Genomic DNA, 13,766 nt, shown 5'->3' on the forward strand with positions numbered 1-13,766 from the left:
CTGCCATGCCGACCCTCTACATCTCTCCCACCGGCAGCGGCTCGGGCGACGGCTCCAGCGCGGCGAACGCCGCGACGCTGGAGGATCTGCCGCAACTGATCGCGGCGGCCGGGCCGGGCGGCGAGGTGCTGCTGCTCGCCGACCAGGGCGCTTATACCGCGCCGGCCGGCGCGCTGGCGATCGTCGCGGGCGGGACGGCGAGCGCGCCGGTGACGGTCCGCGGCGTCGACAGCGCGGGCAATGCGATGGCGGCGACGATCACCGGCACGCGGAGCGAGCCCTTCGACCCGGCCATGCCGCCGGGCGAGGAGATATTCCGGCTGCTCGACGGCGCGGACAATCTGCGCTTCAGCGATCTGGCTTTCCAGAATGTCGGCACGGCCTTTCGCGTCGGCGCGGACGTCGGCAACCTGGCGATCGAGCATGTCGAGGCGACGAACGTCGCCCGCTTCTTCGACAATATGGTCTCGGGCGCCAACGCCAGCGCGACGATCACCGGCCTCACGATCCGCGACGTCGCCGTGAACGGCTATTCCAAGGGCGCGATCCGCATCCAGTACAACAGCAATGACATTCTGATCGAGGATGTGCGCGGCGACAGCCGGTTTCAGGACGGCGACAATTTCGCGATCGGCGTGCATCTCACCGACACCGTGCACGATGTGACGATCGATCGCGTCGCGATGCGCAACGCGCTCGACACGGTGAACGACTATCGCAACGGCGATGGGTTTGCGACCGAGCGCGGCACCTATGACATCACGCTGCGCGACGTGATCGCCACGGGCAACAGCGACGGCGGGCTCGACCTCAAGAGCGACAATATCGTGATCGACGGCGCGATCGTTTCGGGCAACGGCCGCAATATCCGGCTGTGGGGCACGGGCGCTGTGCTGAGCAATATCGTCAGCCTCGACGCGGGCGCGCCGCTGGCGGGCGGCAACCGCGAGCATATCTGGCTGGCCGAAGGTGCGAGCGCGACGATCGACGGGGCGTTTTTTTCCGACCCGGGCTCGCCGACCCTGTTCAACCTCGCCGAGCGGAACGGCCAGCTGGCGGTCGAGGATTTCGGATTCGTCACCGGATCCGGCACGACCCAGTCGGTGCGCGGCTCCGGATCGGTGCTGACGCTGACCGGCGAGCGTATCGCGGTGACGGCGGGGACCGCGGGCGACGACCTGCTGGCGGGCACTGCCGCCGCCGATGCGCTGGCGGGGGGCGCCGGGCGCGACATGCTGAGCGGCGGGGCGGGCGATGATCTGCTCGCGGGCGGCGCGGGCGACGACATGCTGGTCGGCGATTCGGGCGACGACCGCGTCGAAGGCGGCGCCGGGCGCGACATCATGGTCGGCGGCGCGGGGAGCGACCTGCTGAGCTATGTGGGCAGCGCCGCGGGCGTGCGGATCGACCTGTTGCGCCTCGCCGCCGGTGGCGGCGATGCCGAAGGCGATCTGTTCGACGGGTTCGAGGGGGTCGAAGGATCGGCCTTTGCCGATGTCCTTGCGGGCGACGCGGGCGCGAACCGGCTGTTCGGCGGCGCGGGCGACGACGCGCTTTCGGGCGGATCGGGCGACGACATGCTCGACGGCGGCGCGGGCGCGGACCTGCTCGACGGCGGCGCCGGGTTCGATTGCGTCGATTATGGCAGCAGCGCCGCGGCGGTGGTCGTCGATCTCGCCAATGGCGCGGCGAGCGGCGGCGAGGCGGCGGGCGACCGGCTGGAGAGCATCGAGGCGGTGCGCGGGTCGGGCTTTGCCGATACGCTGTCGGGGGGCGACGGCGCGGACTGGATCGAGGGCGGCGCGGGCGACGACCGCATCGACGGGCGCGGCGGCGACGACCTGCTTCTCGGCGGGGCGGGTGCCGATACGCTGATCGGCGGCGCGGGGATCGACCGCGCGGATTATTCGGCGAGCGGCGGGGCGGTCACCATCGACCTTGTCGCGGGCACGGGAAGCGGCGGCGATGCCGAGGGCGACCGGATCGAGGGGATCGAGCAACTGATCGGTTCGGGTTTCGGCGATGTGCTCACCGGCGACGGTTTCGACAATATATTGACCGGCGGCGGAGGCGCGGACCAGCTGACCGGCGGCGCCGGAATTGACACCGCCGATTATTCGGCGAGCGATGCAGCGGTGACCGCGGTGCTGGGCGGCACCGGCAGCGGCGGCGATGCCGAGGGCGACGTGCTGGGGGGAATCGAGAATCTGGTCGGCGGCGCGTTTGACGACGTGTTGGTCGGCGACGGCGCGGTCAATGTCCTGTCGGGCGGTGCCGGCGACGACCGGCTGGCCGGTGATGGCGGGGCGGACCGGCTCGACGGCGGAGCGGGGTTCGACGTGGCCGACTTTTCGGCCAGCGCGAACATGGTGACGGCGGACCTTGCGGCGGGCACGGTTTCGGGCGGGGTCAGCCTGACCGCGATCGAGGGCCTGACCGGATCGGCGTTCGACGATGCGCTGAACGGCGACGCCGGCGACAACCTGCTGATCGGCGGCCGGGGTGCGGACTTGCTCGACGGGCGCGACGGCTTCGACACCGCCGACTATTCGGGTTCGGCCGCGTCGGTGCGAGTCGACCTTGCCTTGTCGGTACAGGGCGGCACCGGCGATGCGGCGGGCGACCGGCTGGTAAGCATCGAGGCGCTGGTGGGTTCGGCGTTCGACGATTCGCTGACAGGCGTGGATGGCGCCGAAGCGCTGTATGGCGGCGCGGGAGCGGACCGGCTCGAAGGGCGCGGCGGCGACGACCGGCTCGAGGGCGGGGCGGGCGCCGATATGCTGATCGGCGGCGCCGGTATCGACACGGTCGACTATAGCGCCAATGCAAGCGCCGTCTCGATCAACCTCCAGACCGGCGCGAGCGGCGGCGGCGATGCCGAGGGCGACCGGTTCGACGGGGTCGAGCATTTCATCGGCACCGGCTTCGCCGATACGATCATCGGCGACGGGGCGGACCAGATACTGGTCGGCGGCGCGGCGGGCGACCGGCTGGACGGCGCGGGCGGTTTCGACGTCCTGGTCTATTCGGGCAGCGCGGCGGGGGTGAAGGTCAACCTCGCGACCAATATCCTGTCGGGCGGCGACGCGCAGGGTGACAGCATTTCCGGAATCGAGGGGGTGGTGGGCAGCGCCTTCGCCGACACGTTGACGGGCGATGCGAATGCGAACCGGATCGAGGGCGGCGGCGGCAACGACACGCTCGACGGCGGCGCGGGCGCGGACGTGATGATCGGCGGCGAGGGCAATGATTCCTATATCGTCGACGACGCCGGCGACCAGGTGGTCGAGGCGGTCGGCGGCGGGATCGACATCGCGCGCACCAGCCTGTCCTCGCTGACACTCGCCGACGGGGTCGAGGATCTGAGCTATGTCGGTAGCGGCGGCTTCTCCGGCACCGGTAACGCGCTCGATAACAGCCTCTATGGCAAGGCGCTGAACGACGCGCTCTACGGTCTCGACGGCGACGACAAGCTGGTGGGCGGCGCGGGCGCGGACCTGCTCGACGGCGGGGCCGGGCGCGACCAGGTCGATTATACCAAATCCGCCGCGATCACCGTGAATCTGGTCACCAACGTCAATCACGGCGGCGAGGCGGAAGGTGACCGGCTGGCCGGCATCGAGATCGTGATCGGTTCCAACTATGCCGACAGCATCACCGGCAGCGACGACCCGCTGGCGGGCGACACGCTGTACGGCCGCGGCGGCGGCGATGTGCTGGTCGGCGGCGCGGGCGACGACCAGCTCGACGGCGGCAGCGGCAACGATGTGCTGCGCGGCGGCGCCGGCAACGACCTCTATGTCGTTTACGAGGCCGGCGACCAGGTGATCGAGGCGGCCGGCGAAGGCCGCGACCGCATCCGGACCGCGGCGCGCAGCTACACGCTCGGCGCCAATATCGAGGAGCTGGTCTATACCGGGACGATCGGCGCGGCGATGACCGGCAATGCGCTCGACAATTTCGTCGTCGGCGGCGGCGGCGAGGATCAGCTGGCCGGGGGCGACGGCGCGGACGTGCTGCGCGGCGGCGCGGGCGGCGATCTGCTCGACGGCGGCGCGGGATCGGATACCGTCGAATATGCCGGCTCGCTCGGCGGTGTGCTGGTCAACCTGCGCAGCCAGACCGCGACCGGCGGCGATGCCACCGGCGACCGGCTGATCGCTATCGAAAATGCCGAGGGTTCGGCCTTTGCGGATGTGCTGCTCGGCAGCGCCGGGGCCAATGTGCTGACCGGCGGCGAAGGCGACGACGCACTCTCCGGCGATGCCGGCAACGACACGCTGCGTGGCGGGGCGGGCGTCGACCGGCTCGATGGCGGCAAGAACGAGGATGCGCTCTACGGCGACGACGATGACGATACGCTGTACGGCGGGCAGCAGACCGACCGGCTCTATGGCGGCGCGGGCAACGACCTTCTGGTCGGCGATACCGAATGGATTTCTTCGTTGGCGGCGCGGGATACGCTCGATGGCGGCGAGGGCGACGACGTGCTGGTCGGCGACGGGATGAGCATGACGGCAAGCGGCGTTGGCGGCGTGGATACGCTGATCGGCGGGCTCGGCGACGACGTGCTGTACGGCGACGCAATGACCATGGCGGTCGGAGCGCGCGGGGGCAATGACAAGCTGACCGGCGGCGGCGGGAGTGACCGATTCGTCTTCGCCGCCGGTTCGGGCGCCGACGAGATCACCGATTTCACGCGCGGCGGCGCCGAGGCCGACCGGATCGATCTCAGCGCCTTCGACATCGCCTATGAGGCGCTGCGCTTTACCGTCGGCAGCGCGGGGGTGACGGTCCAGCTTGGCGGCACCGATACGATCTTCGTGCGCGGGGTGACTGCGCTCGATCAGGCGGACTTCGTCTTCGGCTGAGCATCGCACCGTTCGGCCGAGGGAACCCGCACAGCCCTCTCCCGCGAAGGGCGGGGGAGAGTCAGCCGAAGACGAAATCGTCGGGCGAAAACGCCTGCGCGCCGCGAACGAAGATGCTGTCCGCGCCCATCGTGATGCGGACGCCGTCCGCGCTCGCCGTGAAGCCGAGCTGTTCATAGGCGATGTCGAAGGCGCTGAGGTCGATATGGTCCGCTCCGGAGGCGAAGTCGCTGATCTCGTCGGCGCCCGAACCCGGCGCGAAGACGAACCAGTCGGCGCCCGCGCCGCCCGCCAGCAGATCGTCGCCGCCGCCGCCTATCAGGTGATCGGGACCGTCGCCGCCATAGAGCTTGTCGTCGCCGCCGGCCACCGTCGCGGCCGACTCGCGTCCGTCGCCATAGAGCCAGTCGTTGCCGTCGCCCCCCTCCAGCGTGTCGGCCCCGCCGCGGGCGCTGTCCGTCATCGCGTCGCCGTCGCCGATCAATATATCGTTGCCCGCGCCGCCGGTCAGCCGGTCGTTGCCTCCCCTGCCGCTGCCATAGATATTGGTGGCATCGCCGATCAGCAGATCGGCATCGTCGCCGCCGTCGAGCCGGTCGTTGGCGCCCCGGCTGCTCAGCCATTCCTGGTCGCCGATCAGCCGGTCCGCGCCCGTGCCGCCGAAAAGCGCGTCGGATTGCCAGCCGCCGAGCAGCATGTCGGCGCCCGACTGGCCCTGAAGCAGGTCCTCGCCATTACTGCCGACGAGCCAATCGTCTCCCGAATTGCCGGCGATGTCGTCATTGCCGTCGAGCCCGCCCAGAGTGTCGTTGCCCGCGCCCCCGATCAGGCTGTTGGCGAGCGCGTTGCCATTGCCGATGAAATCGGCGGCGCCGCGGCGGATCAGTTGTTCGATATGACCGGCGAGCGTGTAGCCCTCCAGCGTCGTCTCCACCCGATCGAACCCGGCGTCGGCGGTCTCGGTGATCCGGTCACCGGTGTCGTCGACAAGGAAAATATCGTCACCGGCCGTGCCCTGCAGCGCATCGGCCGTCGCGGTGTCGGGCAGGGGAAGCAGCGCGATAAAGTCGGTCGCTCCGGGCGAGGCGTCGCCGCGGTCGACGGTCAGCGTTTCGCGGATCGTCTCGATGCCGCTGAGGCCGGGAAGCGAATCGCGGGTGAGCAAAGTCGCGAGTTCGGACAGGGTGATCTCGACGCCCTGCAGGATGAGCCGCCCCTGCGAGGAGATCACCTTGGTGCGCGACCCGGCATCCTCGAAGCGGCCGCCGATCACGGTGACATTTGCGGCGTCATCGAGCCAGAGCTGGTTCTGTTCGGAAATGCCGCCGCGCAGCACCGGATTGCGGCCCGTCGAGTCGATCAGCGTCGCCTCGCCCCAGAGCCGGTAGTTGCGGCCGTTCTCCTCGCCGAGCGCGCGGAGGACCAGAGTGGCATTCGACTTGAGGTCGTAGCCACCATCGCTGTTGCCGCGCGCGACCGTGTCGATCAAACGCACGTCATAGACGCCGCGCTCGGTCGCGAAGCCGTCCCCGTTGAAATAGGCGCCGGCGGTGCTCTGGATATTCTCCATCACCACGCGGCTGAGCGTGACGTTGTGGACGGTGTCGTCGAGATGGATTCCCGCAGGCAGGTCGTCGCCCGTCTGTCCCGCCATGTCCGCGCTGACATTGTCGATCACGACATTGTTGGTGTCGTACTGGAGGCGGATCGCGACCCTGGAGAAACCCTGCACATCGACGTCGCGGATCGTCAGCCCGCTGATCGTCGCGGTGCCTGAGGGCGCGCTGGCATAATCTTCGAAGAAGCGGCGGACGTTGTTCGCATCGACATCCTCGATATGGAGATTGGCGAGATCGGCGGGGACGCGGAAGGCGGTGCCGACATTGTCGATCCGCAAGTCGCGAAATTCGAGATTGTCGGCGCCTGTGCCGAGCTTGAACAATTCGTTGCCTGCGGCGTCTCCCGCCTGCCAGTCGGCCGGGCGCGAGCCGGTGAACTGCGCCGCCATCGCATTGCCGTCCGAATCGATGCCGCGCACCACCACCGGCTCGCCCTCGGCCCCGCCGCGCGTGATGCCGAGGATGCCGGTGACGTTGTAATCGCCCTGGTCGGCGAGCAGCAGCACTTCGCCTCCCGGCCCCGCGCGTCCGATCAGCGTGTTGAGCGAGCCGATCGACGCCGCGTTGTTGATATCGCTACCGCTTTGGTCGCCGGATCCGGCGGGTGAGATATACAGGCTTGGCATGACGAACGACCCCTTGCTGTTACGTCGAGGTTAACCTCGACCCATCCGACATGCTGCACAGCACCATGGTTAAGCCAGCGTTATCCTGATCATCGGAGCGGTTATTGCGATGGGTCGCGGGGACTTCCGGGCCGATTGCAAGCTGTCTCGCCTGGTCGGGAAATTCGCCCCGGCGCATTCTCGTCCGGCGCCTGAGTCGTTGACATGAAAGGACTTTCGCGCCGCCGGGCCGATTCGAAAGCGGCATGATCGCACCGGTGCCGGCCAACCCGCGAGCGGCCGAAACCGAAATGGCGCGTGCGGCGTCCATCGCCGTTCGTTGAACCACAAGTGTAACATAGCTCTCCTACGGGCGCCGCATGGCTGTGTTATCTCCGCAACGCATCGAGTGGCTCGCGCGCAAGATTCTTCCGCACGAAGCCGAGCTCCGCACCTGGCTCCGGCGCCGTCCGCTTGTCGGACTCGACGTCGACGATGTCGTTCAGGAATCCTATGTTATCCTGGCCGGTCTCGGATCGGTAGATCACATCCGCAACCCGCGAACCTATTTGTTCGAGGTCGCCAAATCGGTCGTCCTGATGTCGTTGCGGCGCTCGCGCGTCGTTTCGTTCAGCACCCTCGCCGACATCGAAGGACTCGAAATATCCTGCGATGCGCCGGGACCCGAAAGCATCGCGGCGGGGCGTCAGGAACTGTCGCGCGTCGCGGCGTTGATCGCCGAACTCCCGCCCAAATGCCGCGAGGTGTTCACGCTGCGCAAGGTTCACGAACTCTCGCAGCGCGAGGTCGCCCGCAAGATGGGAATTTCGGAGAATACGGTCGAAAAGCACATGGGCAAGGCGATCCGCCTTCTATCAACTGCAATCGCCTATGGCGGAAAGTCCGCGATCGCGGCATCTGATGCACATGATCGAGACTTCGCCCGACCCGAGCCGCAGGGAAACCGCCTCGCAAATTGACGAAGCGGCCGCCGCATGGGCCGCCAGAACCGACCGCGGACCGCTCGCTCCCGACGATCAGGCGGCGCTCGACGCCTGGTTGCATGGCGACAGCCGCCGTATCGGCGCCTATGCACGCGCGCTCGCCGTCAACGCGCATTTCGATCGCGCTGCCGCCTTGGGCACGAATTTCTCGCCCGCCGATTTCGAGGACGCGACGAAGCCCGCGCCGCAGGTGGCGCGGCGGAAATTCATTCTGGCAAGCGGCGGCGCGCTCGCGGCGTCGGTCGTCGCGCTGGCGGGCTATGGCCTGCTGGCGGCGCGGTCGACGATCAGGACGGGCAAGGGCGACATGCGCCGCGTCACCCTGGCCGAAGGATCGGCGATTACGCTCAACACCGATAGCCGCATCGAACCGCGGATCGAGGACAAGCCGCGCGAGGTCGATCTGGTTGAAGGCGAAGTCCTGTTCGACGTCGCGCGCGACCGGCAACGGCCCTTCATCGTGCGGGCGGGACATGCCCGCATTCGCGTTCTCGGCACGAGCTTCACGGTTCGGCGTTTCGACGACGATGCGGTCGAGGTCACCGTCTTCGAAGGCCTGGTCGAAGTGGGAGGCGCCGGCGAAAGCCAAAAACAACTGCTTCGCGCGGGCCAGCGGACGCGCCTCCTCGCCGGTGGGGGCTTTCGCACCGAGCATCTGGCGCCGGCCGTGCTCGAACGGTCGGTGGGTTGGCGCCGCGGACTTCTCGACCTCGAAGGCATGACGCTCGACCAGGCGGCCGCCGAATATGCCCGCTATTCCGACCATCGCATCGAGATCGGCGACCGGACGGTCGGCGCGATGAAGGTGGCGGGCGTCTATTCGACGAGCGATCCGATCGGCTTTGCCGAGGCGGCCGCGCTCAGTCTGGGTATCCGCGCCGAGCCGACATCCGACGGAGTAAGGCTCGCCCTTCCATAGCGATCGAAGTTTTTTTCCGTCGGCGATGGCGGAAAGATCGCTGCACGTCATCCAGCCCCCGAACCATGGCTGAAGCAACAAGCTCGGGGGCGTTAACATGAATTTGAGGTCGGTATTGAGCAGCGGCGTCGCCGTTGCCGCACTCGCAATTTCGTCGCCGGCGGCGGCGCAGACGATCAGCTTCGACATTCCGTCGCAGAGCCTTCCGGCGGCGATCTCGGCCTTCGGACGCCAGGCGGGGCTTCAGATCGTGGCGCCCGCCGCCGGCTTCGAACATGTCAAGTCGCGGCCGATCGTCGGAAAGATGACGTCGCGCGACGCACTGCGCAAGCTGCTGGTGAGCACGGGCCTCGAAATCGTATCGGACGCGGGCGGCGTCGTCGTCCTGCGCGCCCGGGCCGCGGCGAACGGTTCGGCAAGCCCGGCCGGATCGAGCCCGGCCCGGTCCGGCGAACAGCGCGCCGCGGGCGAGGGCATCGTCACCGGCCGCGTGCTCGACCCCGCGACGGGCGAATATCTGCGCAACGCGATCGTCAGCGTCGAGACCGCCGATGGCCGCCGCCGCTCGACCAATTCGGGCGAGCGCGGCGAATATCGGATGGTCGACGTCCCGGCGGGCCCGGCGAGCATCGCCATCAGCTATACGGGTTACAGCGATCATGTCGAAACGATCGACGTCGCCGCCGGCGCCACGACACGCCACGACGTCGAGCTGGTCCGCCCGGGGGCGGAGGGCGCGCAGGATATCGTCGTGGTCGCCAGCGTCCTCGAAGGCGATGCGCGCGCGATCATGAACCAGCGCGAATCGATGGATATCAAGAATAATCTGTCGGCCGAATCCTATGGCGATATCGCCGACGGCAACCCGGCCGAATTCCTGAAATTCATGCCGGGCGTCGACACCGACGGCACGAACGGCACCGCGATCAGCGTTTCGCTGCGCGGCATGCCGTCGGACTATACGCAGGTGACGCTCAACGGCACCAGCATGGCCTCGGCCGATGCCAATACCGGCGCGGGTTCGGCGCGCGTGTTCAGTTTCGAAGGCGTCTCGCTCGCCGGTATCGATTCGATCGAGATTTCGAAAACGATCAGCGCCGACGTCGATGCCAATGCGCCAGCGGGAACGATCAACATCCGCACCAAGCGCGCCTTCGACCGCAAGCGCCGGCTGTTCAGCGTGCAGTTGAGCGGCGCGACGAGCGCCGATCTGTGGGAGGGGCGCAATACCGGGCCGCAGGAAGGCGGCTTCGATGCGCCGCTGTTGCCGAATGGCGAGGTCCAGTTTTCGGACAGCTTTTTCGGCCGCCGGCTGGGGGTGATGGCGAGCTTCGGCTTTACCAACACTTATGTCGAACGCGAGGAAATCACCAACAGCCGCAACTATGTGCCCACCGCGATCAGCCCCGACCCGCTCGCAACCACCGTGATCGCGGCGCAGAGCCAGTTTCGCAAGACGTCGCGGATGGCGGGCGCGCTCAACCTCGACTTCAGGGCCAGCGACGAGCTGATCCTGTCGCTCGCGAGCAACCTCAACCGGGGCAGGGTCCATCAGCAGGAGCTCACGCCGACCTTCACCACCGGCGCGCGAACCGTCGGCGTGACGGGCGATGCGGGACTGGATTTCACGACGCAGCAAGGCGCAGCGGCGAACAGCTTCCGGGCGGCGAGCGCGGTCCAGTACAAGATCAACAAGGGCTTTTCGCTGACCCCCGGTTTCGAATGGACGCGCGGCGGCCTCAGGCTCGACGGCTATCTGTCGTGGTCGCGCGCCAAGAGCCGTTACGACAGCCCGTCGAAGGGCGCGGTGAACGCCTTGCTCAGCACGGTCAATTCGACGGGGAATTTCTCGGCCGAACGCAGCGGGCTTACCGAAGCCGATTGGGACATCCGGCAAGTCAGCGGCCCCGACTGGACCGATTCCGATTCCTTCACCCTGTCCGGCACGCCGAGGATCCGGCTCAACAACGGCAACACATCCGAGGTCGATTTCAAGACGGCGGCGATGAATCTGACCTATGATACGTCGGTGGGCGGGATCGAGGCTTCGTTCAAGACGGGCTTCAAGGTCCAGCGGTCCGAGTATGCGTTTTCGAACCGCTCGGCCGAAAATGAATATTCCTATGTCGGTCCGATGAGCAACGCCGAGTTTCTTCGCGCCATCGGCTCGTTCACCGATCTTTCGTCTTATTCCGACAGCGGCCTGAAGCTGAGTTCGCTCTCCGGAAGCGAAAAGCTGTACATGCCGAGCCTGTACAAGGTCTGGGACTTGTATCAGGCCAACCCCGATCATTGGCAGCGCAGCTTTACCGCGGCGAACTGGTACAGCGCCAACGTCGCCAGCGACGCGCATTTCCGGGAGACCAACGCCGCCGTCTACGGCATGGCCACGATCACGCCGTTCGAAAGCCTGCGGCTGCGCGGCGGTCTGCGCTGGGAACAGACCCGCACCGCGGCGCGCGAATTCGATGCGCTGACCGCGGAGGAGGTCCGCGCGGCGGGGTTCGATGTCTCCGACAGCAGCGGGCGGGCCACGACGATCGAGGGGCTCGAATATCAATATCTCTCGCGGCCGAAGATCTATCGCAAAGGCAAATATGACTATTTCTTTCCGAGCGCGTCGCTGAAATATTCGCTCGGCCGCAACACCGACCTGCAGCTCGGCTACAGCAACACGATCCTGCGGCCGCCCGTGAGCCAGCTGGCCGGCGTCTGGTCGGTGAACGATCTCGACCGGATCATCCGGGCGCCCAACCCCAACCTCGAACCCGCGGTCTCGGACAATTTTTCGGCGCGGCTCGCGCATTATTTCGAACCCGTCGGCCTGGTCGCGATCAACCTTTATATGAACCGCACGAAGGGGCTGTTCCAGGAGCAGGAGCTGACCGCCGAGGAGTTCGGTTATACCGGCACCCAATATGCCGATTACACCTTCATCACCACGACGACGGTGGGCGGCGATGCGGTCAACATCAAGGGCGTCGAGTTCGAGTTCAACCACGCGCTGACCTATCTGCCCGCGCCGTTCGACGGCCTGTCGGTCCGCGGTTCCTATATGTATAACGACCCGGATATCCCGATCGTCCGCGTCGCCGATCATGTCGGCAGCTTCTCCCTCTCCTACAAGAAGGGACCGGTGAAGCTGTATCTCAACAGCGTGTGGACGGGCGAAAAATATCGCAGCACGACGCCGTCGTGGTTCGAGGAACGCATCGACATGAATCTGTCGGGCAGCGTCGCCTTCCATCGCGGCTGGGAAGCCTTTTTCTCGATTCGCAACCTGCTGAACGAACCGGTGAACATCATCGTGCCCGGCAGTCTCGCCGAAAGCGGCCCACTGGGCGATCACAGCGCGATCTATGTCCACAATGGCCGCAGCGGCGTGGTCGGCGTCCGGGCGCGCTTCTAGCCGCTGCGAAGGAGGCATCCATGGTCCGCTATCGAAACATGCTGAAGGCGGGGTTGGCGTTGCTCGCCGCGCTTGCCGGTCCTGCCAGCGCCGCAGCGGCGGAGGCACCCCGGCGGACGTGCGGCGAATTCAGGGTCGCGATGATTCCCGATACGCAGAACTATGTCGATTACCGGCATCAGAAATGGTCGGGTTTCCCCTTCGATGCGGTCGAACAATTCTATGGGCAGATGCGCTGGGTGGCCGAAAATTCCGCAGGGGCGGGCGGCGATATCGTGTTCGCGACCCATGTCGGCGACGTCTGGCAGCATTATTCCGAATGGATGGACCCGGCGCACGCCGCGCGTGGCTTCAAATGGATTCCGAACGGCGGTTCGGAAGTCGCGATGTCGCCCAAGGTCCATACAAGGGGATTCGAGATACCAGTGGCGGTGCAGGCCTACCAGCTCGTGGCGGGCAAGCTGCCCTTTTCGGTGGTGCCGGGCAATCACGACTTCGACGCGCTCTGGACAGATCCCGCGCATCCGCCGCAGCCCGAGCAAAAAAAGGCGGGGGTGCGCCATGTCGGGGGGCTGACCGGTTTCCGATCGGCCTTTTCGGACAAATCGGCATTCTTTGCGGGGCAGCCCTGGTACGTCGGATCGCATGACGGCGGCGCCGACAGCGCGCAGGTCTTTCGCGCGGGACAGTGCCGCTTTCTGCATATCGGCCTGCAATATCATGCCCCCGACGCCTCGCTCGCGTGGGCGCGCGCGATGATCGACCGCTTTCCGGGGTTGCCGACCATCGTGTCGACGCACGATTATCTGGGGCGCGACGGACGGCGCAATCTGAAGTCGAACCCCCGCAACAGCATACTCGACCCGCTCGACAATGATCCGGAGATGATGTGGGACGAGTTCATCAACCGTCACGACCAGATTTTCCTGGTGCTGAGCGGTCATGTCGGCGGCCAGGGTTTCAGCATCGACACGAACCGGTCGGGCGGTAAGGTCTATCAGATGATGGCCGACTATCAGGGACGGGGCCAGACGGCGAAAGACGCCGGCGCCGAAGGCAGCGATGTCGGCGATGGCTGGCTGCGGCTCCTGACGTTCCGCCTCGACACTGCGAAGCCGAGTATCGACGTCCGGACCTTTTCGACCCACTATGGGAAATATGCGTCGGAGCTTCCCGAATATGCGGGGTGGTACAAGGCGCACGACGGGCAGGACGATCTGTCCGACGCCGATTATCTGAAGCGCGACGAATTCACGATCGAACTGGACGATTTCCACCGGCGCTTCGGCGCGCCGGATGCCGCGCCGCCAAAGCGCGGTTCCTGACCGCTTCCTTTCAT

At 66.8% G+C, this 13,766-nt stretch carries 6 protein-coding genes; 5 read left to right on the forward strand and 1 reads right to left on the reverse strand.

Features of this window, described 5'->3' with window-relative positions:
- The first annotated feature begins 5 nt into the window (after positions 1-5).
- A complete protein-coding gene (locus tag FG95_RS21225) occupies positions 6-4,871 on the forward strand; it encodes a beta strand repeat-containing protein (RefSeq protein ID WP_052182234.1) in 4,866 nt (1,621 codons plus the stop codon).
- A gap of 61 nt (positions 4,872-4,932) precedes the next feature.
- On the opposite strand, the gene FG95_RS08890 is transcribed toward FG95_RS21225, so the two are convergent.
- A complete protein-coding gene (locus FG95_RS08890; RefSeq protein WP_037555381.1) occupies positions 4,933-7,116 on the reverse strand; it encodes a calcium-binding protein in 2,184 nt (727 codons plus the stop codon).
- A gap of 359 nt (positions 7,117-7,475) precedes the next feature.
- On the opposite strand from FG95_RS08890, the gene FG95_RS08895 reads away from it, so the two are divergent.
- The 4 genes from FG95_RS08895 to FG95_RS08910 all read left to right on the forward strand — a co-directional run bounded on the left by FG95_RS08895 (position 7,476) and on the right by FG95_RS08910 (position 13,752).
- Entirely contained in the window at positions 7,476-8,075 is a 600-nt protein-coding gene (locus FG95_RS08895) for an RNA polymerase sigma factor (protein ID WP_052182235.1), read from the forward strand.
- Positions 8,017-9,018 (forward strand): FecR family protein, encoded by a 1,002-nt coding sequence (locus FG95_RS08900; RefSeq protein WP_235211511.1) that lies wholly within the window; start codon positions 8,017-8,019, stop codon positions 9,016-9,018. The genes FG95_RS08895 and FG95_RS08900 overlap by 59 nt, the downstream gene beginning before the upstream one ends.
- Before the next feature lie 115 nt (positions 9,019-9,133).
- Complete coding sequence (locus FG95_RS08905; protein WP_037555382.1) at positions 9,134-12,427, forward strand: TonB-dependent receptor domain-containing protein; 3,294 nt, start codon at positions 9,134-9,136, stop codon at positions 12,425-12,427.
- A 20-nt stretch (positions 12,428-12,447) separates the two neighbouring features.
- Positions 12,448-13,752 (forward strand): hypothetical protein, encoded by a 1,305-nt coding sequence (locus FG95_RS08910; protein WP_037555383.1) that lies wholly within the window; start codon positions 12,448-12,450, stop codon positions 13,750-13,752.
- Positions 13,753-13,766 lie beyond the last annotated feature (14 nt).

Origin of the sequence: Sphingopyxis sp. LC363 (assembly GCF_000756385.1) — a bacterium.
GTDB lineage: Bacteria > Pseudomonadota > Alphaproteobacteria > Sphingomonadales > Sphingomonadaceae > Sphingopyxis.

Coding starts and splice junctions, on each gene's coding strand:
- FG95_RS21225 (WP_052182234.1), top strand. CDS start 6: ATGCCGACCCTCTACATCTCTCCCACCGGCAGCGGCTCGGGCGACGGC.
- FG95_RS08890 (WP_037555381.1), bottom strand. CDS start 7,116: ATGCCAAGCCTGTATATCTCACCCGCCGGATCCGGCGACCAAAGCGGT.
- FG95_RS08895 (WP_052182235.1), top strand. CDS start 7,476: ATGGCTGTGTTATCTCCGCAACGCATCGAGTGGCTCGCGCGCAAGATT.
- FG95_RS08900 (WP_235211511.1), top strand. CDS start 8,017: ATGCACATGATCGAGACTTCGCCCGACCCGAGCCGCAGGGAAACCGCC.
- FG95_RS08910 (WP_037555383.1), top strand. CDS start 12,448: ATGGTCCGCTATCGAAACATGCTGAAGGCGGGGTTGGCGTTGCTCGCC.